We start from the raw sequence: 21,709 nt of genomic DNA on the forward strand, positions 1-21,709 counted from the left end.
TTGTTTTATAATTATTAACTTATAAAGTACTGCTCTTTACGCAGTTGCAGAACCTTCATTTGCAGCACCTAATACACTGTTTAAGCTTTCAATTACATGCTTAGAAGTCGCTTGCTTTTGTAGTTCATGCAACTGCTCATGCGCCATTTGACGCCGCGGTTCCGCCAAAGTATTCCAACGTGCCAGCACTTGCAATAAGCGCGATGCTAACACCGGATTGGCATCATCCAGCTTTTTAATCACAGCGATATAAATATCTAAACCCTCTGGTGTCCACAACACCGTAGGCTGCGAGGTAAAGGCGCTGATGACCGAACGTACACGATTGGGCGTATTCCAATCAAAGTCTGCATGCTTCAGCAAAGATTTAATAGTATCAGGCGTAACCGCATCAGCAGAGGCTTGCACACTAAACCATAAATCAATGACCAAATCATTATTTTGGAAGCGCTGATAAAAATCCGCCAGATACTTATCAGCGTTTGCCAGTTGATGATTGACCATCGCCTTTAACGCGCCAAAACGCTCGGTCATACAGCGTGCATTATCATACTGCTGCTCTGCCCATTCAGTAGCGCCATCGACGTTAGCGGTCAGTGCCATATCAAGCACCACATTACGTAAAGCGCGATTGCCACGAGCTTCCGCACTGTCTTCATAAGCCTGCATCGGTAGCTGTTTATAAAGCTCAGACCATTGATCTTTTAAGGCTAAAGCCAGCTGTTGATATAAGCCTTCACGCTGTGCTTTTACCAACTCTGGATCGTAGTCTTGATGAATAGCAGCTGCCAGCTCTTGTGCTGACGGAATATCCAGCAAACGCGCCGCCAACATCGCATCATTAGCAGCCAATTCAGGTAAGGTCTGCGCCACCGCTTGTAGATACACCTCAGGACTGCTTTTCGCGCCGTGACCTTGCAGTAAAATGCGATTGACCAGCATTTGCGTCACTTGCCAGCGGTTAAAACCATTGGTTTCATATTTGAGCAAAAACGCCAAGTCTTCATCTTGATAGTCATAATTAAGCTGTACAGGCGCGCTAAAATCACGTAACAACGACACGACTGGCTCACTTACTACATTTTCAAAGGTAAAGGTTTGCGTGGCTTGATTCAGTAGCAACAGACGCTCAGCGATGATATGACCAGAATTTTTATCAAATAGCGCCGTCGCTACAGGAATCGGCAATGGCTTTGGTGCATCAAAACCTGCAACCTGACGGGTTTGCTGACTCAAAGTAATGGTCAATGTCTGCGTCGCGTTGTCATAATCTTGGTGACCAGAGACCACTGGCGTACCGGGCTGACGATACCAGTCGATAAAGTCTTCAATTTTGCTATCGCTAATACTAAGCGCCGATAAAAAGTCTTCAACCGTCACCGCTTGCCCATCATAACGACGGAAGTACTCGTCCGTACCTTTACGGAAGTTATCAGTCCCTAGCGTATTAGCAATCATACGCACGATTTCAGCACCTTTTTCATAGACGGTGGTGGTATAAAAGTTATTAATCTCAACGAAACTCTCAGGGCGTACAGGGTGCGCTAGTGGTCCGGCATCTTCAGCAAATTGATGCGCGCGCAATGTTGCCACATCATCGATACGTTGGACAGCACTTGACTGCTGATCGGCCGAAAATGATTGATCGCGATAAACGGTAAAGCCTTCTTTTAGGCAAAGCTGAAACCAATCACGGCAGGTGATACGATTGCCTGTCCAGTTATGAAAATACTCATGAGCAATGATAGATTTGACACTAAAACTGCGTGAATCGGTCGTCGTCTCAGGACTAGATAGCACACAAGCGGTGTTAAAAATATTCAAACCCTTATTTTCCATCGCGCCCATATTAAACTGACTGACGGCAACAATCATATAACGGTCTAAATCATACGCGCGGCCATAATTGACCTCATCCCACTGCATCGAGTCTTTTAAAGCTTGCATACCGACAACACATTTATCGATATCTTCAGATTTTGCATAGAGCTCAAGCTTCACCTCGCGTCCTTCGCTCGTCGTATAGCTGTCAGTCAATACATCTAAGTCGGCGATGACACAAGCAAACAGATAACTTGGTTTATTGGTCGGGTCTTGCCATATCGCGTAATGACGCTCAGGCGCATCCGACACTTCACCCGCTTCGAGCAAATTACCATTACTCAATAGCGTCGGGAAACGCTTATCGGCTTCAAGGCGCGTGGTAAATCTCGCCAGCACATCAGGACGGTCCGGATAAAAGGTAATCTTGCGAAAGCCCTCAGGCTCACATTGGGTGACGAACATCGTATCGTCACCACTACCGGCGATATATAAGCCTTCAAGCGCGGTATTGGTATGCGGATGGATACGTACTTGTAGTTGTAATTTGCTATACTCCGGCGCATCGGTAATGGTCAATTTACCATCCGTTTGCGTATAGCACTCACTGGCAAGCAGCTCATCATTAAGCTTAATAGACATCAGCTCAAGCGCTTCGCCATACAGCACCAAATCGCCGTCAGTCTGACGCTGCATCACCAAAGTACTATCTACAATGGCATGATCATCAAATAGCTTAATATCCAAATCGACGGTTTCGACCGCAAAGCTTGGCGGTTGATAGTCTTTCAAATGTATTTTACTTGGCGCATGTGGCGGCACATCTGGCATGTCAGGATTGATAATTTGTGCGTCAGTTTCAGTAGTGGACATGGAAATTCCTATTATTATTCACGTTTTAAACAGTCAATTGATTATTTTACAGTGCCCTATTAATTAGCACGGTGTTCGTTATAAACAAAGTTTTTAAGATAGTTACATTGACCTAAACTATGAAATTTCAAGTACGATGAGTAATTAAATTGGTTAAGGTAGAAATCAATTCAAAGGTTTTAATCAGAATGCTACATATCTTTAGGTAAACTCTCGAACTATTTACAGTAATACTACTTACATAAAGTAACATTTAGTATATGATAGATAGTAATTGCCTAAGTTTTACCGTAAGTAGTTTAAAAACAACAAATGCCATTAAAATCAATGTTATTAAAATTTTAGGAGCTTATATGTCTATCAGTATTGCAAAAGTTGCTGTCCTCGCAGTATTATCAAGCGCTGTCGTATTTGCGTCAGGTTGTGCTAACAAACCTAAGACGGAAGTAGTCGTTGCCCCACTAGGTATCCCAGGTGGTCAAGTTGGTTATAACGGTGCGGTTATCGTTGATAATTCAAATGCCGTTATCACTGGTGCAGAAAATCTACAAGCCGTGGTTTACTTTGCTTTTGATAGCAGTGAAATCACCTCAGAAGCTGCCAGTGTATTAAACCAACATGCTAGCCTCCTAAGCTCAAATCCAAACGCTGGTGTCGTTATCGCAGGTCATACCGATGAGCGTGGTAGCCGCGAGTACAACATGGCACTAGGCGAGCGCCGTGCCCAAGCGGCTCGTAATTATCTTGCCACTCAAGGTGTTGCTGTAAACAACGTCCGTATCATCAGCTATGGTGAAGAGCGCCCTGCTGTTGCCGGTACAACAGAAGATGCTTATGCCCAAAACCGCCGTGCTGAGTTGTCTTACTAATAGTATTTAATAAGAGTTAATCAGCCGTAATTTAAAGAAGCCCAGCAATCTATTGTTGGGCTTTTCTTATTCTATTCACATTCTACAGATAAATTATGTCATCTTTAAAATTACGTGATACTCACTACCAACAACTTGACGCTACCACCTGGTATGCGGCAGCTCAGATTATCATGCCTTCTTTTTTAAATTATCCCGTTTTACTCGGCGATTTACCGCTGTTATTTAATCCCAATCTATTTTTAAATACGAGCGTGGAAAAATTGCGCCACATGCAATGGCGTCACATGCAATGGCAATATCGCATTCCTACCGTGTCTCTATCCACACGCGAGATAGCTCATCTTCAGCGCCAACAGCAGCGCACTGGCGTACGATTATTATTACAATCACTACTTAATAAGCTAGAGATGATTGATATCTTGGATGATGCAAGTTTTCCATATCGACTTGCCAATAGTCAATACTACGTCTGCTTTAGCCATACTGGCGCCCATAACAAAGTTATTTCTAATCAGCATAAAAAAAATAAACCTTTCGATTATTTAGACAATAAAGTCGCGGTGGTCATAAGTGCTCATCGTCCTGTAGGTATTGATATAGAAATAAATCCCGTTAAATGGCTGGTTGCGCAGCGCTTTTTCCATGCCAATGAGATGGCTATCTTGCAGACCTTACCACCTATTCAAAGAGACATAATCGCCAAGCTACTATGGCAAATAAAAGAGAGTTTTATAAAAATATACCAATATAAGCTGGCGCACGGATTAGGAAAGGACTACTCTTACCTCATTGCTGATTTAATAAAAGGTGCTACAAGAAAATCACCCTTACTGGCCATTAACGACAATGAAAGCAATTACCGTATCGCTCTTCTATACTTTCAGCAAATCGTAATTGTTTATTGATGCTACTTTAATTTAATCAAAGTAGCGCTACCTTATTTTAGACGAAAAAAAACGACCCTAAAAAGGATCGTTTTTTATTGCTACTTATCTTCTAATAACAGTCGTTAAACTGTAATTAGCTTAGAAGCGGTAAGTTGCACCAACTTTAACAATTGGCATCCACTCTAACCAGCTTTTATCTTCTAGATCTTTTTCTGCGCGATCAGCAACAATATTTGCAGCAGAGTTTGGATTATCATCAGTGCGATTGATTGTAGCGTCTACTTTACCCATATACGCTGCACCAAGTTCGCCGAATACACCAAAGTTATTGGTGATGTTAGGACGGAAACCTACAGTTAAGTAAGGGGCTAGTTTGTTACGATGTTCGATACTACCTTCTAGGTTACCAACGTACTCACCAGCAACATCTGGAGCATCTACAGGAGCTTGACCTGTATAATATCTATCACCATCAATACTGTAATAACCATCACCTTCAGCATTTGCACGAACGTCGATATCGTTGTCAGGAACGATGATACCAGCACCTACTGTGAACCAGTTGGCAGCAGGACGTAATTGTACACCTAGGTACGGGTTGCTAAAATCTGTATCTACGTCATAGTTGATGTCATTTGCATCGAAGTCACCGCCGAATAGGTCAGCAACGTCGCCACCTGCCCAACCAGCCTGTAGTTCAGTTGTCTCATTAAGACCCCAACCGATATTAGCACCATAACCTAGCGTACCCACTTCAGCGCTGATAGCTGCTGGATGAGTCACAGTTTGGAAAAAAGTTCTGTCGCTATATGAGTTTGCTGGTTGTACAACAGCAACTGGCTCAGCTTGATAAGCTACGGCAACTGGCTCAGCTTCGTATACAACCGCATCGTTGTTATCAACAACGATAACTGGTTCAGCTGCTAGTGCAGCAGTAGATGCTAATACAGCAGCAGAAATTGCTGTTAATTTAATAAGTTTCATAAATACTCTCCTAAAGTGTGAAATAACTCGCCCGTAAAAAAATGATAATTTAACTTTTTTATAAACAACCATTTTGTTGAGCAGATTAAAACAATTTTGGCTTAAAAAGTCACCCCCATGAATGCGCTTTTTATTTGCCGTTATGTAAAGATTGCATAGATATTGTAATATTTGCTACACCAACCTGCAAAACTTCGGTTTCCTGTTACACAATACTCTCAAAGCAACTGAATAGTCAGAACATGAATATTGAATCGCTTAACGCTCATGTAAAGGTATTACAAAACATGTCAGTATAATGACCTACCTCCCCCTTTAACTCAATTACAGTTATAGAGTTTATTACTACAGTTTGTTGTGGTTTGTGAGTTAACGTATCCAATGCTACCCAAAAGACAAAGTAAGACAAAAATGTGAGAAATTAGTCTGAATTATAAAAACGTAAATATATCGTTTATATCTAATAAGATAGCTTGTTTGAGTGCGTTATTATGCTAAATTAGAGCTACTAATAGATGTCTTTTTAGTATTTGCATTTTTGAAATTTTCAATAGCGTATTAATGAATTTTTCTACTTTTCGCTTTACCCTTATCATTTTTATTGAGCCATTTTTATGCCAAAAGTTTCGTCGATTACCCGTGTGTTAGAGATTATCGAAGCGGTGTCTTATGCGTCAAAACCCCTCTCACCACTTGAGCTGTCGCAAGAGCTTGATATCCCAAAACCTACTATCCATCGCTTGATTCAAAACTTAGTCGATGAAGGGTTTGTGACCGTCGATATTGGCGGCGGTATTATTCCTGGCAAGCGGGTGCGTAATTTGAGCGTTGAGCTTTGGCAGCAGCGTCAATTTTTTAATGAGCGGCAAATTATTTTGCAAAAATTGGTTGATGAGATTAAGGAGACTTGCGGTATCGCCATTCCTTATCAGATGGACATGATGTATACCAATCGCGCTAACACCTCGCTGCCTTTGCAAATATATCTGCCTGTCGGCGCGAAATCACCGATGTGGTGTACGGCTACGGGTAAGTTATATCTAAGCCAGTTGTCTGCCACCAGCCGCGCTAAAATACTACAAGGCCTACCGTTAGATAAATTTACCAAAAATACGATTACCGATATTGATACGTTAAATGCCGAGCTTGATCGTATCGCAGAGACAGGCATTGGTATCGATAATGAGGAATTTATCTCAGAGATGGTAGCGGTGTCGGTGCCTGTGCTAGACAAAAAATCTCGCTATCTAGCGTCGCTATATATCCACGCACCAACCATTCGCGTGTCATTAGATGAGCTGATGGAGCATGTACCGCGCTTGCAAAAAGCAGCGCATGATATTCAAGCATTGGTGTATGAGCTACAAAACTAGAGTGTGTGACATTAAGAAAAAATATGACTCAATAAAAAAGTCTGCGTTATAAAACTAGCGCAGACCTTTTTTGTGCTTTGTTAATAACATGATGGCAATTAGAAAAACACTCTATGCAAAATTGATTAAGGATTTTAAGCGTTGCGTGCTTTAAGACAATACCGAACTGTCATGTCGCGCCATGATGCTAGAAAAATCTTTATCGCCATTTTCTACTGTGTGAGATTCATAAAGCTCAGTAGCTTTGGCTCCCATCGGCGTTTCAACATCGGTATCCTTAGCCGTTTGCATCGCAAGGTTAAGGTCTTTTTGCATGAGTTTACTCATAAAGCCGCCTTTATAACCATTGCTAGATGGCACGTTCTCCATTACTTGCGGATAAGGGTTATAGACTTCTAATGTCCAATTACGGCCTGAGCTTTGGAGCATGATATCTGAGAGTACTTTTGGGTCTAGGCCGTTTTTTACGCCTAAATTAATCGCTTCTGCCGTTCCTGCCATGAGAATGCCTAACAGCATATTATTGCAGATTTTCGCGACTTGTCCGGCACCATGCTCGCCTGCATGAAAGATGTTTTTGCCCATAACGGCGAGTATTGGTTCGGCTTTGGCAAATGCATCGTCACTCCCACCGACAATAAAAGTTAAAGTACCAGCAATGGCGCCGCCTGTACCGCCGGAGACTGGCGCGTCTAAGAAGTCGATACCAACCTTACTTGCTGCTTCTGCCACCAATCTTGCATCAGCTGCTGCGATGGTGCTGCTATCGATGACCAACGTACCCTTAGGTAATTCTGCTAGTAGGCCATTAACGCCATTCTCACCTAGATAGACAGAATGGACGTGCTTGCCCGCAGGCAACATGCTAATGACAACTTGTGCATTGCTCGCAGCATCTTTAGGACTATCAGCCACACTGGCACCTGCGTGTTGTAAGCGCGCGGTCGCCTCCGCAGATAAATCATAAATCGATAGCGTATAACCTGCCTTTAACAAGTTCTCTGCCATCGGTGCACCCATATTGCCAAGCCCAATAAAGGCGATATTTGGCTTAGTAGTATCGTTTGATGCCTTATTACTTAAATCTGTATCCTTTGTACCCATCTCATCGCTCCTTGATGATTGCTTATTATTTATACATATATGTAGACAATGCTTTATAGAATCTTACATTTTTTAATTTTTACCTGATTTGTTTCATTGAACTATAAGTTTTTAGCGCACAAGTTGGTTACCGAATGCGCCTTCGCCCAACCAGTCGCTTAAAGGGTGCTGGCCTTTAGCATAAGGGTTTAAAAAATGGCTATGAATATATGCTTGCCCTTCGCTACTGAGACACTCTGCTAATGAGCGTGACCATTGTGGATTGCGATCCTTATCAATCAGTAGCGCACGCACGCCTTCTTTAAAATCAGGATTGGCGGCACAATGTACGGCGACATTGGCCTCTAAATACAAGACTTGCTCTAACGATAAGTCGGTGACTTTGTGGTAAAGCGCATAGGTCAAAGCGGCAGTTACAGGGCAGCCGTGACGATAAGTAGCTACTGCTCGCTGCGTCCAACTATCGGCTGCAAAGTTTGTATCTAGTTTTGCAAGCGCTTCGTCCCTTTGTAGAAGTGCATCAATATCTCCTAAGCCGCCGCTGTTCATCAATTGCTGAATAGGTTTCCAATATATCGCAAGCTTACTTGCAGGCAACTCAGCAACAGGATGTGCTGCTAATGCGCGACTGACGATACTATGAGCGCTATCGTTATGACATTTATCGCTGCTACCAGCTGCCGCTTGCCAATCACTCTGTTTTAAACTTTGTAGAACGGCATCATAATCACTACTGGCAACGGCATACTCTGCAAGATTGGCTAATAAAGCATCTTTGCCGTTACACATCGCACCTGTTAGCCCTAAGAACAAACCTGTTTTAGCTGGCATGCGCTGTAGGAACCAACTACCAGAAGCATCTGGGAACAGTCCAATAGTCACTTCTGGCATCGCAAAGCGGGTACGCTCGGTGACCAAACGATGACTACAACCTGCCATCAAGCCCATACCGCCACCCATAATAATACCGTCACCCCAGAGGATTAATGGCTTTGGATAAAAATGCATCTGCCGATACAGACGGTATTCATGACCGAAAAACTCTGTCGCATAAGGATTCGGTAGCGGAGCACTGCTGGACATGCTGTCGTACAGCTTACGAATATCACCGCCAGCACAAAACGCCTTATCGCCTGCGCCTTTTAATACCAGTGCCACTACCTGATCGTCATTTTGCCACTGCTCTAGCTGCTTGGCTAACAATTGACACATCTCAACACTAAGCGCATTGAGAGACTTTGGCGTATTTAACGTCATTATGCCAATCAGATGACCGCACTCTGTCGGCTCAGTATTGAACAGGACTGGCGCTTCTTGTTCTGTGTTTTCTGTTACTGCTGTCATAAAAGAGACCTACCAAAATTAAAATGAGTAAAGCAAATATTAAGACATCCCTACAGGCTATTTATTTTGCCAATTGGGTTTGCGCTTCTCTAAGAATGCTTGTACGCCTTCGCGCTGATCGTTGGTGTCGAATAACTTAACAAAAGCTTCACGCTCATGGACAAGGTTTTGGGCAGGCGGGGTATTTCTTGCTGCTTGGATAAGCTGTTTCGAATAACTGACCGCCACAGGTGATTGCTTAGCGACTTTTTGCGCTAAGGCTTGCGCCGCTAATAAGCCGCCACCTTTTGCCGTGACTTCTTCGACTAAGCCAATGCGTAATGCGGTCTCGGCATCGACGCGCTCACCGCACAATATCATCCGTTTTGCCCAACCTTCACCAACCAGTAAATGTAGGTTTTGCGTACCGCCTGCACAGGGCAGTAAGCCCACGCCGGCCTCTGGTAAGGCCATCTGTGCATGCGCTTCTGCGATACGGATATCACAGGCTAGCGCGCACTCAAGTCCACCGCCCATCGCATAACCGTTGATAACCGCGATACTGACGCCGCGATACGCTGATAGCGCTTCGAACGCTTCACCAAACGCGATAGCCATACTTATCGCGCGTCCTTTATCGCCGTCTGAGAAATTGTTTAAATCGGCACCTGCTGAAAAGAACTTTTCCCCATCGCCATGGATAATTAACGCATAAACATCATCATTGGCATTGAGGTCAGTGACCAGTTGCTTGAGCGCTGGCAGACTGTCCATCGTCCAAGTATGGGCAGGTGGGTTATTCAGTGTGACGGTAGCAATATGGCCGTCGATTGAGAGCTTTAAGTTGGTATAATCGGTCATGGAACATCCTTGTTATTACCTTTCTATAAAATGGCTTTATTCAAAACGCTTAATAAAGCAGTTTTATAATATTGTTGGGCTAGCGTAATTGACTCAACGCATCATCCTGCATAAGCTGGCGCGAGACAATCACCCGCATAATCTCATTGGTGCCTTCTAAAATCTGATGGACACGCAAGTCTCGCACATGGCGCTCAAGCGGATACTCATTGAGATAGCCATAACCACCATGTAGCTGTAAGGCTTCATTGGCAACATCGAAACAAAGATCCGTAGACAGACGCTTTGCCATGGCACAGTAGATAGAGGCTTGCGCATCATTATTATCGATTTTGCTAGCCGCTAAATACAGCATTTGCCTTGCAGTAATGGTTTGGGTGAGCATATCAGCAAGTTTAAACTGTACTGACTGTAAGCTGGCAATCGGGCTGCCAAACTGGCTACGCTCTTGCACGTAATTGGTCGCGGTCTCTAGCGCCGACTGCGCCGTACCAACTGCACAGATACCGATATTAATACGACCCCCATCTAAGCCTTTCATCGCAATACGAAAACCTTGGCCTTCCTCGCCGATGAGGTTTTCAGCGGGTACTTTGACATTTTTAAAACTAATTGTTCGCGTTGGTTGCGCTTTCCAGCCCATTTTATGCTCGTTTTTGCCATACTCAATACCATCGCTATGGGCATCTACGACAAATGCCGAGATCCCTTTTGGCCCTGCAGCGCCTGTACGTGCCATAACTACTAACACATCGGTTGAACCTGCCCCTGATATAAAAGTTTTCTCGCCATTAAGTACATAATAGTCGCCTTGCTTATCGGCTTTGGTACGTAATGAGGCGGCATCAGAACCAGCATTCGGCTCAGTTAAGCAGTAACTGCCAAGCCATTCACCGCTGACCATATGGGGCAAATACTTTTTACACAAAGCGTCGCTACCGTACTCACCAATCATCCATCCCGCCATATTATGGATACTCATATAGGCGGCAACGGCGGTATCACCCCAAGCCAGCTCCTCAAACACCATGGCAGAGTCTAAGCGTGGTAACCCTAAGCCGTTATATTCTGGGTTGGTATACAGCCCTAAAAAGCCAAGCTCGCCGGTTTTTTTGATGACATCGACTGGAAAGTGCGAAGTACGATCCCATTCAGCCGCGTTGGGCTTTAGCTCTTTTTGCGCAAACTGTCTGGCAGTTTGGCGAAAGGCGATTTGGTCTTCGGTCAATGAAAAATCCATAGGGTCATCCTTGTGCATGTATAGCAAATATGGGAAAAAAGATTATAAGCCGTCAGTCTACTGTGGTTTAAACCGTGCTGGTTATATAGTATAGCAGCGCTATAACGACAATCATAAATCATACTTTTGCTAAAAAATACTGAGCAAGAGTGTCGCTATATTGCTTGGACGCTGCAAATATAGTCGATTGACGATTACATTGAAATAGTAGTATTGACGCTGCGGCTTGCCTCGTCATCAAACCAGCGGGCAGTGACCGTTTTGGTTTGGGTATAGAACTGTACCGCTTGCTTACCATAAGGACCCAAATCGCCAAGCTTACTAGCACGTGAGCCTGAGAATGAGAACATCGGTAGTGGCACAGGAATTGGCAAGTTAATACCGATTTGACCAACCATAATATCCTGTTGGAACTTATGCGCAGCAGCGCCTGACTGAGTGAAGATAGCGGTACCATTACCATGTGGATTGGCATTGAGTAGCTCAATCGCTTCATCAAGGTCAGCTGCACGCATGATACACAGTACTGGGCCAAAAATTTCTTCTTTATAAATTTGCATATCCGCAGTGACGTTATCAAAGATAGTCGGGCCTACAAAGTTGCCTTTCTCAAAGCCTTCAACCGTGATGCCGCGACCATCAAGAAGTAGACTAGCACCCTCTTCTACCCCCGTACCAATTAAGTGCTCGACACGCGCTTTTGCAGCAGGTGAAATGAGTGGACCTAAATCCTTGTCATTTTTACCTGCTGAAACCACTAAGCCTTCTGCTTTGGCTTTGATATCATCAATCCATTCACCTGCTTCACCGACGAGCACCACAACTGACAGCGCCATACAACGTTGACCGGCGGCACCAAAGGCAGCACCCGCTAGCTGATTGAGTGTTTGTTCTTTATTGGCATCAGGCAATATAACGCCATGGTTTTTCGCACCCATCATACACTGGGCGCGCTTACCTGATTTACTGGCGCGCTCATAGACATGCTTGCCGACATTGGTTGAGCCAACGAATGAAACTGCTTTGATATCTGGGTGATCACAAATGGCATCAACCGTAGCCTTGCCACCATGCACTACGTTGAGTACGCCTTCAGGGACGCCAGCTTCAACGGCCAACTCAACCAAACGCATGGTTACCATCGGATCTTGTTCAGAAGGCTTAAGAATGAATGTATTACCCGTAGCAATCGCCATTGGGAACATCCATAGTGGAATCATCGCGGGAAAGTTAAATGGGGTGATACCAGCGCAAACGCCAAGTGGCTGCCAGATACTATAGGTGTCGACGCCTGTTGCGACGTTTTCAACGAAGTCGCCGATTTGCAAGTTAGCAATGCCCGCCGCATGCTCAACCACTTCTAAACCACGAAATACATCACCGCGCGCATCAGCAATGGTTTTTCCCTGCTCTGCGGTTAAGATTTCTGCCAGCTCATCCATATGCTCGCGAATCAATTCTTGATACTTTAAAAAAATACGCGCACGAGTAGTGATTGGTGTTTTACGCCATGTCTGAAACGCTTTTTGGGCGGCAGCGACGGCTTGATTGATTTCATCGTCAGTCGTTTGCGGAACTTTGGCGATGACTTCTTGGGTGGCGGGATCAGTGATGTCAATCCATTCGCTGGTATTAGAATCAACAAATTGACCATCAATAAGCTGCTGAACGTGATGCATAAGATATCCTTATCTTGTTTGTTTGCTCACCATTTAATGGTGTGCCAGTATTTATAAAAAAGTATTCATACAAGAATATTGTTAAAAGGGATAAAAAAACTATCCATTATTAACCTTTAAACATTATTTTAAAATGATTTATTTCGTATCGTTATTGACTATAGCAATAAATCAATTTTAGGGTCAAGCGCTTTATCAAACTTTTATTTGCGATAATCGCCATCTATAAAATTTATCAGTCTAAAAACCAAAAAGCCCATGCTGGTACATGAGCTTTTTATTACTTTTAAAGTTGTATTTAAAAATGTGATTAAATTTTGATTAGAATTGACAAGGCCATGTCAGTAATTCAATCAATGGCTTTTGATCTTAATAATCTTTCATCGATTTTTTAATCGCATCAATCGCCGTTGGATTGTCAAGCGTTGACATATCTCCCGTTTCATTACCTTCCGCTAAAGCACGAATAGCGCGGCGTAAGATTTTGCCAGAGCGCGTTTTGGGTAATGCTTGCGGGAAATAAATCGCCGCTGGACGAGCGATACCGCCCAAGGATTTTACTACCGCACCGATGACTTGCTGCTCAATACGGAAACGGTTTTCGGTCGTTGCCACTTGCTCATGGTCTTTTAGCACACAAAAAGCAATCGGCAACTCGCCTTTTAATTGATCTTTGATACCCACGACCGCACATTCGGCCATCTCTGGATGGGTACTAATGGCTTCCTCAATCTCTTGCGTGCCAATACGGTGGCCGGCGACATTAATCACATCATCGGTGCGTCCTAAGATATAAAAATAGCCGTCGTCGTCGGTCACGGCATAGTCTGAGGTTGAGTAATGCTTGCCATCAAACAGACCAAAGTAGCTGCTGATGAAGCGCTCGTCATTACACCATACGGTGGTGAGACAACCAGGCGGCAGTGGTGCGCGAATGGCGAGCAAGCCCTTTTCGCCAGCTTTACAAAGCTCGCCAGTTTCTTCATTTATCACGTGCGCATCATAGCCATACATCGGATAACCGGGCGAGCCTTGTTTGTGCGGTTTATGATTAAATTTGGGCGTGTTACTTAGGATTGGCCAGCCAGACTCTGTCTGCCAATAATGATCTAAAATCGGCACCCCTAAATGCTTAGTCAACCAATTGGCCGTTGATTCATCGAGTGGCTCACCTGCCAAAAAGAATGATTTAAGGCTAGAGACATCATAGCGCGTCATCCACGTTTCATCTTGTTTTTTCAGCATACGCACACCCGTCGGTGCCGTAAATAGAATATTCACCTTGTTTGCTTCGACAATCCGCCACCAAATACCTGGGTTTGGACGATGCGGCAAACCTTCATACATGACACTGGTCATGCCAGCGAGCAACGGCGCATAAATGGTATAAGAATGCCCAACTGCCCAGCCGATATCTGATATCGCCCAAAAAGTTTCGCCAGCTTTGCCATCGTAGATATAATCTATCGACGTCGTTAGCGCCACTGCATGACCGCCGGTATCGCGCTGCACACCCTTTGGCGTCCCAGTGGTGCCTGAAGTATAAAGCAAATAAGAGGGCGTATTTGACTCTAACCAAACTGGCTCAACAATGGCGTTGGCCTCACAACTGATACGGCGCTGGGTTGCATAATCGACATCGATAGATTTTTTCTCGAACGGTAATACACCACGATTGACCACTAGTACATGCTCGGGCTTGATTGTCGCTTGCTCAACACCTTGATTGACGAGGCTTTTATAATTAATAACTTTACCGCCGCGTAGACCTGCATCGACAGTGATGACCATTTTTGCCTCGGCATCATCCATACGGATAGCCAAGTTATGGGCAGCAAAACCACCAAATACCACCGAATGTACCGCACCGATACGCGCACAGGCTAGCATGGCGTAAGCCGCCTCTAATATCATCGGCATATAAATGATGACGCGATCGCCCTTCTCGATACCATGACGCTGTAGCACATCGGCGAAGTAATTCACTTCTTTATAAAGGTCGTTATAAGTCAGGCGCCGCTTAGTATAATCAGTATAAAGCTCAACGTTATTGCCCAAATCATTAAAAGCATCAACTACGGCAGGAAAAGTTTCGATTAACTCTTGGTTAATTTCAGAGGATAGCCAAATAAAGGCATCTTGCTCAGCGCGCTCTGCAAGATGGCGATCGACACAGTTGTAGCAAAGATTGGTTTCACCGCCGACGAACCATTTGGCAAATGGCAGATTGCTGTCATCAAGGGTTTGCTCAGGCTCTTTGTGCCAATAAATCCGCTTGGCTTGCTCCGCCCAAAACTGCTCGCGATTATCAATAGAGGATTGATAAATGTCGGCAAAGCTTTGCGTGCTATCAAATGATGGGTGAGAATCTTGGCTAGAGGATTGAGTAAGGTTTTGATTATTATTGTGATTTATAGCTGGCTGGCTGGTTTGTTGAGAATTTCGACGAATGGCTTGTTCGTTCATAATGGCTGTCCTTAGCGTAAACGATGGGTAATGCTGTATTTTTTTATAACAAGCGATACTATAAAAAGTGCTTTTATAAGAGATGATTTTATAAACTATAAAAAGCGCTTTTATAGAGATCATATTTATAATATGACGCTTTATAAGATACGCTCTTATTCAATACTATCATAGTATAAAACTGGCTGTCCCTGCCAGAACTAAAAAACCGATACGTTATGTATCGGTTTAAAATGTAGCAGAGCTAGAGATAAAGGTCAACTACTACGCATGTCAGCCATTTGATATTTTGCTTAACGCAAGCGTTTTAAACAGCTGACTATTTAATGAAGTCTTATTTCTGCTCATCGTACATTTCGCGCATGACTTTTTTATCGTGTTTACCAACCGAGGTTTTTGGCAGCTCATCGACAAACTTAAACTGACTTGGCACGCCGTATTTAGGAATAATTCCCCGCGCTACCGCCTGTTCGGCAAGCGCTTTGATGTCATCGGCGTTAGTATCTTGACAGGCAGGTTTGAGTACAATCAAAGCTAGCGGACGCTCGCCCCATTGTTTATCACGGATACCAATCACCGATACGTCAGCGACTGCGGGATGCAAGGATAAAATCGTTTCAATCTCTAATGACGATATCCACTCGCCGCCTGACTTGATGACGTCTTTTAAACGATCGGTGATTTTAATATAACCATCAGGACGCATATAGGCGATATCTTGGGTATGCATATAGCCATTTTCCCACAGCTCTTTACCAGCATCGTCATTTTTCAGATAGCTTTGTGTTAGCCAAGGCGCGCGCAGCACCAACTCGCCGGTATTGTCTTTGCCCGTACCGACGGACTCATTATCAGTATTCCATATTTGAGCGTCCACCATCAGTACTGGCTTACCCGTCATACAGCGGCGAGCGATATCTTCGTCCTCAGACATCTCAGGCTCATTTAGGCTAAATTCTGTCAAGCTAATCAGCGGTGCAGTCTCAGACATGCCGTAGCCAGTATAAACCTCAATATCTTGCGCCAATGCGGCTCTCGCTAGGCCTTCAGTCAGTTTCGAACCACCGATAATCATTTTTAACCCATTAAAACTGGCATCACGCTCTTGCGCTTCTTTTAGTACCATCTGCAAAATCGTTGGTACGCAGTGGGTGATACTGACCTTTTCATTGATAATCAAATCCATCAAGGCATCAGGCGCGTAACGTCCGGGATAGACTTGTTTTAAACCAACCATTGTGGCGGTAAATGGGAAGCCCCACGCATGAACGTGGAACATCGGCGTCATCGGCATATAAACATCGCCGTAACTGACGCCTTGTTTATTGGGCAGCATACCCAAGGTCGCGGCTTCCGTCAGACTGTGCAAGACCAGTTGGCGGTGGCTAAAGAACACCCCTTTTGGATCGCCTGTTGTACCTGAAGTATAAAAAGTCGTGGCAATAGTATCTTCATCAAAATCTGGGAAATCAAACTCGCTACTGGCGGCCTCTAACAATGCTTCATACTCTCCAGTGACGCGATTTTGATTACCGCCAAAGACGCCTTCATGTGACACGCCATTGTCATCAAGCCAAATAATATGCTCAATGCTAGAGTTTTCAAACTGATAGTCTTTCACCAATGGCGCAAACTCAGAGTTTAGTAGCAATACTTTTGGCTTAGCGTGGTTGATGGTATAGAGGATTTTTTCAGGTGACAGGCGGATATTGACGGTTTGCAAAATATATTCTGACATCGGTACGGCGAAATACGATTCTAAATAGCGATGACTGTCCCAATCCATCACCGCAATCACATCACCGGCATCAAGATTTAGGTCGGCTAAAACATTAGCTAAACGATTGATACGCTCAAACAACTCTTTATAAGTGAGGCGTTTTTTATCGGCATAAATAATTTCTTGCTCTAGCGACACCGTTTTGGCACGGTTTAAGAGTTGCTTGACGATTAAGGGATAATCGTAGGCTGACGGCGCACTATGATAAATATTTGACATAAATTTGACTTCCTTGTGGGTGATTTTAATTATCTTAAAGCACTTTTAATAAGGTTTAAGAAACATATAAAAAAAGAGCGTTTTTATCGGTATACGCGTGGCTGTAATGGATGGCAATACTTATCGTCATTCTTGATAAGCTCTATCGATAGTAAGAAAAAACCTAAGCCATGTAAAGCCTGCTTGCGTAAGTCGCTGACGACTATAGGTTCTTTGATTGACGTTTAAATACTTAGGTTATTGTGTTATGGCAAGTTAGGTTATAAGGTCGAGTGAGGTTAAAAGTGTATGTTAAAGGGTAGTAAAAATCTATATTACTCCGCGCGAGCCACTGTTTTGACCATCCCAATGCTAGCGACCAATAGAGCCAGCACTTGTACAAACAATAATAACCAAATCGTCAGCGACCATTGTCCACGCGCGTAAGCAATGCCGCAGAGCCAAGCACCCATCGTGCCACCCGCGTAATAGCCCATATAATATAAGCCTGAGGCCAATGAGCGTCCTTTTTTGACATTGACCGCGATATAGCTGATGGTGGCCGCTTGGGTAATAAAGACGCCGCTAGACATGATGGCAAGCCCCAGTACGATGCCCCAAAGCGGCGTCACGAGCGTTAAGAGCACGCCAAACATCGAGATAATAACTGCCACGCGAACCGTACGCGCTGAACCAAAGCGGCGCAGCAACGTCGTCGATAATGGGGTGATGACAACGCCAATTAAATACACCGCAAAAATATTGGCAAGCGCACCTGTGCTTAATTCATAAGGTGTATCGGCCAAATGCAGATTAATAAAGGTAAAACAGCCAACCAACGAGAACAACACGCAAGCACCAAGCAAACAGGAAGTGACAACATAGCGATTGACCAAATGCTCACCGAGGGTCTGCATGGCTGAGCGAAAGTTGGGATTAGCAACGAAGTGCCGCGATGCGGGCAGCATTTTACCCACCCACAGCGCCCCGATCAGCGTCATACCTGCCATCACATAGTAGCCAGCGCGCCAACCAATAAGCTCGTGCAAGTGCCCAAGTAAAAAGCGCCCCATAAAGCCGCCGAGCACCGACCCTGACACATAAAACGACATCAGCTCAGTGAGCGCCCGTCCCTCAAACTCTTCGCCGATATAAGCAATCGTCACCACCGTAATACCGGGCACAGACAATCCCTGCATAAAGCGCCACATGCCCATCCAGCCGATATTCGGACTTTGGGCAATTAACGCAGTGGGTATCGCTAAAAACAATAACGCCCCAACGATAAATGACTTGCGTCCTACTGCATCAGACAGCATGCCCAAGAATGGTGACATGATAGCAATTGCCAATATGGTGGCACCAACAATCATGCCCGCCTGCACCTCAGTTGCGGTGAAATCCATCATCAAGACCGGTAAAATAGCTTGAATAGAATAGACCTGCAAAAAAGCAAACACCCCAATCAAGCCAATCGTCAGCTTAAGTACCCATGAAGGCGCGGCAAAGGGTGTGTTCATACGGCGATTGCTGACGCTATTATCTTGGCTAATACCAGCGGCTTTGCCATTAACATCGCTATCATTATTTATACTGTTATTTATATGATTGTTCAAAGTATGACTTACTATATTGAGTGCTTTTTTAGCTAGAGCTGACTTTTGTGCTGGCTCGTACTAAATGACGCATGGGTGATAGAAATAAGTGGTAGCAATTACATCATGCCTAGCATAAAACTTATAACTGGCTATAAAAAGATGGCTGCTTGGTGATTTTATCACAGCAAATACCAGACTCAGGTTTCGGTATGTTATTCACGCCAGCTTTTTAAATGCCGCTTTATAAAAGCCGTTTTAGCACTGTAGAGGTGACTGTTATTTTTGACAGCGAATAGATTACTGTCTACTATTATTTTGCTTTGCTATTAAAACCAACCATCATCTAACAGACCCTTTATCATGTTAAACAACCCTTTTTATCTAAGATTGATTGTCCTAACCGGCACACTGATTATTTCTGTGAATATGGCAGCAGTCGCAGCACAACCAACAGACTCAATTCAAACCTTTTCAATTAAAGAGCAATCAACCATTACCTTACCAACTACAGCAACCAAAGCGACTTCAAACGAAATATTATTAACCCCTGCATCATTAGCCAAAGTGCCTGCAAGTAAAGCAACTTTGACCACCACAACATCTACAGCCTCCAGATCAAACTGTATCGCTGATAGTGTCATTACCGCAGCTGAGCTATCAGCTACGCGTGATAATGGTCCTTTTACGGTGGCAAGTAAAGCCATTCCTCGTCAGTTAGCAAATGGCTTTGGCGGCGGCACCATTCATTATCCTACCAATGCTGGAGACTGCGGCCTGTTAGGCGGCATCGCAGTGATTCCCGGTTATGTGTCTTATGAAGCATCGATTAAATGGTGGGGTCCGCGTCTGGCATCTTGGGGATTTGTGGTGATTACTATCGACACTAACTCTATTTATGATGATCCAAATAGCCGTGCGACGCAGTTGAGCGCCGCCCTCGATCATATTGTGAGCGATAGTACGGTAGGTGCGCAAATAGATAGCACACGTTTGGGCGCCATCGGCTGGTCAATGGGCGGTGGTGGCGCGCTGCAGTTAGCAACCCAGCGCAGTGACGTTCGCGCCATTATTCCGCAAACGCCTTATCATGATAAAGACTACGGCATTATGGACACGCCCGCGTTATTTATTACCTGCCAAAATGACCGCATTGCCTCTAATAAGAAGTACAGCAGTCCGTTTTATAATCATGCTGCTGGGCCAAAAATGAAGATTGAAATAAAAAACGGCAGCCACTTTTGTCCAAGCTATCGCTTTAATGAGATATTACTCAGCAAACCGGGTATTGCTTGGATGCATCGCTACATCAATGGTGATACTCGCTTCGATAAATTTTTATGCAATAACGAAAACTATGGCAACAGCCCTCGTATATCCGCTTACCATTATAAAGATTGTGGATAAGCACTGCTCTTAATTTGCCTTGTATTTAATAGTTTTTCTCCTTCATCTTTTTCAAACTTACATATTTATAGTCCTGATATCCTTTTGCTTACAGACTTTGCATGCTTAAAAAAACATAATCAAAAACTATCCATATTTATTGCTATGACTAACAATTAAAAAAACTCATAAAATAATGATTAAGGAAGAATATTAATGACCGATAAAATGCATGATTTAGGCGCAGGATTTTGGAATATTCGCGGTACGTTTCGCATAGGCGGCGTCCTTAATATAGGTACTCAATGCTCACTGATTAAGTTAGATTCAGGGCGTTTTGTCTTTTTAGATAGCTATGAGCTTACCGGCGACGTACGCGATGAGGTAATGGCCTTAACCAATAATGGGCAAGATGTCGAAGCCGTGCTCAACGTCCATCCTTTTCATACGATTCACTGCGCGCAGATGGCAAAAGATTTCCCGCAAGCGACTTTTTATGGCAGTCGCCGTCATCATAAAAAAATCCCTGAGGTGCAATGGGCAGACGATTTGGTCGAAAGCGAGGCCGTCGCCAAGCGTTATCCTGAGCTAAAGTTTTCTATGTCAGAAGGCATTCACTATATCTCACCCAATGAGATGATTCATGCAGGGTCGCTGTTGGCCTTTCATCCTGCCAGTAAAAGCCTACACGTCGATGACACCTTTATGAGTCCGCCAGCCAAACTCCTAGAAGCGGTGTTGCCTGAGCTGTTATTGCACCCAACCACCAAAAAAGCGCTCAAAGATGAGCCTGATGCTGGCAAGCAATACTGCGATTGGGCGACCAATCTTGCCCACGAATGGCGTGAGGTACGAAACTTTTGCGCCGCGCATTCTTATTTGGTGAAGTTTAAGGAAGGCGAGTTTGAAAAAGCCTTATTAAAAGCTATTGATAAAGCACGTCCGAAGCTTGAAAACGCTTAGATGATTAGACGATTAGTTGCTTAAGTTGAATGAATTAGAAATTGATAATAAAAAAGCTGCCTCGCTATGATGGACGAGGCAGCTTTTTTATTTTTGAGTGTCTATATCAGTTTTTTTAGATGAGCGTTATTTTACCAGACTATTTAAGCTATTGAACCCCACTCTCAACTTGAAATAAGCAAATCAAACTGAAGAGGCGGGTTACCAAGTTTTTTGTTGAGTACAAAGCACAGATTGTGTGAAAGAATCTTACGAATCAATCGATGAGACAAATGCCATAAATCTCTTGCTCGTACCCTTTGTA

The 21,709-nt window shown here is 44.0% G+C and carries 15 protein-coding genes and 1 pseudogene; 5 read left to right on the plus strand and 11 right to left on the minus strand.

Annotated elements, in window-relative coordinates:
* Positions 1-36: 36 nt before the first annotated feature.
* Positions 37-2,652 carry an aminopeptidase N gene (pepN, locus tag JFC07_RS00870; protein WP_265090549.1) on the minus strand — a complete coding sequence of 872 codons (2,616 nt, stop codon included), beginning with the start codon at positions 2,650-2,652 and terminating at the stop codon, positions 37-39.
* A 395-nt stretch (positions 2,653-3,047) separates the two neighbouring features.
* Here pepN and pal point away from each other — a divergent pair, with 395 nt between their 5' ends.
* Both pal and JFC07_RS00880 read left to right on the plus strand, forming a co-directional pair.
* Positions 3,048-3,563, plus strand: a complete 516-nt coding sequence (gene pal / locus JFC07_RS00875; RefSeq protein WP_198327849.1) for a peptidoglycan-associated lipoprotein Pal — start codon at positions 3,048-3,050, stop codon at positions 3,561-3,563.
* A 95-nt stretch (positions 3,564-3,658) separates the two neighbouring features.
* On the plus strand, positions 3,659-4,471 hold the full coding sequence (locus JFC07_RS00880; protein WP_198327850.1) for a 4'-phosphopantetheinyl transferase family protein: 813 nt from the start codon (positions 3,659-3,661) through the stop codon (positions 4,469-4,471).
* Between the two features lie 120 nt (positions 4,472-4,591).
* Here JFC07_RS00880 and JFC07_RS00885 read toward each other — a convergent pair whose 3' ends face one another.
* Positions 4,592-5,437: a hypothetical protein gene (locus JFC07_RS00885; RefSeq protein ID WP_198327851.1), complete on the minus strand. Its 846-nt coding sequence runs from the start codon at positions 5,435-5,437 to the stop codon at positions 4,592-4,594.
* A gap of 614 nt (positions 5,438-6,051) precedes the next feature.
* On the opposite strand from JFC07_RS00885, the gene JFC07_RS00890 reads away from it, so the two are divergent.
* Complete coding sequence (locus JFC07_RS00890; RefSeq protein ID WP_198327852.1) at positions 6,052-6,810, plus strand: IclR family transcriptional regulator; 759 nt, start codon at positions 6,052-6,054, stop codon at positions 6,808-6,810.
* 150 nt (positions 6,811-6,960) lie between these two features.
* On the opposite strand, the gene mmsB is transcribed toward JFC07_RS00890, so the two are convergent.
* From mmsB to JFC07_RS00930, 8 genes are all read right to left on the minus strand, one after another.
* Positions 6,961-7,914 (minus strand): 3-hydroxyisobutyrate dehydrogenase, encoded by a 954-nt coding sequence (gene mmsB, locus JFC07_RS00895; protein WP_198327853.1) that lies wholly within the window; start codon positions 7,912-7,914, stop codon positions 6,961-6,963.
* Between the two features lie 111 nt (positions 7,915-8,025).
* On the minus strand, positions 8,026-9,258 hold the full coding sequence (locus JFC07_RS00900; protein ID WP_198327854.1) for an enoyl-CoA hydratase/isomerase family protein: 1,233 nt from the start codon (positions 9,256-9,258) through the stop codon (positions 8,026-8,028).
* Between the two features lie 57 nt (positions 9,259-9,315).
* The gene (locus tag JFC07_RS00905; RefSeq protein WP_198327855.1) at positions 9,316-10,098 is read right to left on the minus strand and encodes an enoyl-CoA hydratase; all 783 of its coding nucleotides are present in this window, start codon (positions 10,096-10,098) and stop codon (positions 9,316-9,318) included.
* A gap of 79 nt (positions 10,099-10,177) precedes the next feature.
* Positions 10,178-11,338 (minus strand): acyl-CoA dehydrogenase family protein, encoded by a 1,161-nt coding sequence (locus JFC07_RS00910; RefSeq protein WP_198327856.1) that lies wholly within the window; start codon positions 11,336-11,338, stop codon positions 10,178-10,180.
* Between the two features lie 194 nt (positions 11,339-11,532).
* The gene (locus JFC07_RS00915; RefSeq protein ID WP_198327857.1) at positions 11,533-13,017 is read right to left on the minus strand and encodes a CoA-acylating methylmalonate-semialdehyde dehydrogenase; all 1,485 of its coding nucleotides are present in this window, start codon (positions 13,015-13,017) and stop codon (positions 11,533-11,535) included.
* Between the two features lie 369 nt (positions 13,018-13,386).
* Positions 13,387-15,483, minus strand: coding sequence for a propionate--CoA ligase (locus tag JFC07_RS00920; protein ID WP_227678127.1), 2,097 nt, complete (start codon positions 15,481-15,483; stop codon positions 13,387-13,389).
* Positions 15,484-15,817: 334 nt separating this feature from the next.
* The gene (locus tag JFC07_RS00925; RefSeq protein ID WP_198327858.1) at positions 15,818-17,482 is read right to left on the minus strand and encodes a fatty acid--CoA ligase; all 1,665 of its coding nucleotides are present in this window, start codon (positions 17,480-17,482) and stop codon (positions 15,818-15,820) included.
* A 314-nt stretch (positions 17,483-17,796) separates the two neighbouring features.
* On the minus strand, positions 17,797-18,981 hold the full coding sequence (locus tag JFC07_RS00930) for an MFS transporter (protein ID WP_198327869.1): 1,185 nt from the start codon (positions 18,979-18,981) through the stop codon (positions 17,797-17,799).
* Between the two features lie 438 nt (positions 18,982-19,419).
* Between JFC07_RS00930 and JFC07_RS00935 the strand changes: the two genes are divergently transcribed.
* On the plus strand, positions 19,420-20,463 hold the full coding sequence (locus JFC07_RS00935; RefSeq protein ID WP_198327859.1) for a dienelactone hydrolase family protein: 1,044 nt from the start codon (positions 19,420-19,422) through the stop codon (positions 20,461-20,463).
* A gap of 195 nt (positions 20,464-20,658) precedes the next feature.
* A complete protein-coding gene (locus JFC07_RS00940) occupies positions 20,659-21,405 on the plus strand; it encodes a hypothetical protein (protein WP_198327860.1) in 747 nt (248 codons plus the stop codon).
* Between the two features lie 164 nt (positions 21,406-21,569).
* Here JFC07_RS00940 and JFC07_RS00945 read toward each other — a convergent pair.
* Positions 21,570-21,709, minus strand: a pseudogene (locus tag JFC07_RS00945) (IS982 family transposase); the annotation flags it as partial.

This window comes from Psychrobacter faecalis (assembly GCF_016107575.1).
Classification (GTDB): Bacteria; Pseudomonadota; Gammaproteobacteria; order Pseudomonadales; family Moraxellaceae; genus Psychrobacter; species Psychrobacter faecalis.